This window comes from uncultured Mesonia sp. (assembly GCA_947499595.1).
In the GTDB taxonomy this organism is placed as follows: Bacteria; Bacteroidota; Bacteroidia; order Flavobacteriales; family Flavobacteriaceae; genus Mesonia; species Mesonia sediminis.
Genome location: CANMOY010000047.1, coordinates 1 through 473, shown reverse-complemented (window position 1 = coordinate 473; position 473 = coordinate 1). Strand labels below are relative to the sequence as shown.

1 protein-coding gene is annotated in these 473 nt (G+C 39.1%); it reads right to left on the bottom strand.

Annotation, left to right across the window (positions count from 1 at the left end):
• Positions 1-473: reverse transcriptase domain-containing protein (locus tag ACH2AZ_RS12510; RefSeq protein WP_394908102.1), on the bottom strand; the 473-nt coding region annotated here is incomplete at both ends.

The following is a 473-nucleotide window of genomic DNA, read 5'->3' as shown; positions in this document are numbered from 1 at the left end:
CTTTGATGCACTAATTTTAATAGTTGCTCTGCGTGGGCTTTTGTGTTACAATGTAGTATCACATCATCGGCATACCGCGTGAAACCTACATTTTTATCTGTTTGTTCTAACCATTTGTCAAAAGCATAATGTAGAAAAAGGTTTGCCAATAATGGGCTGATTACTCCGCCTTGTGGCGTTCCCCTCCCTTGCTTTTCGATTAGTTCTCCAGACTTTGTAACAACAGGAGCTTCCAACCATCTTTTGATATAGAATTTGACCCAGTTTTCGGGTACGTGTTTCTCTACCGCAAGCATCAGTTTATTGTGGTCTATAGTATCAAAGAAACCTTTAATGTCCAAGTCTATCACCCAGTTGTGTTTCCAACAGTTTTCCCTAACTTTTGATAATGCCTGGTGAGCATTTCTATTGGGGCGATAACCGTAAGAATTTGGACTGAAAATCGCTTCTAATCTAGGTTCTAAAAACATTTT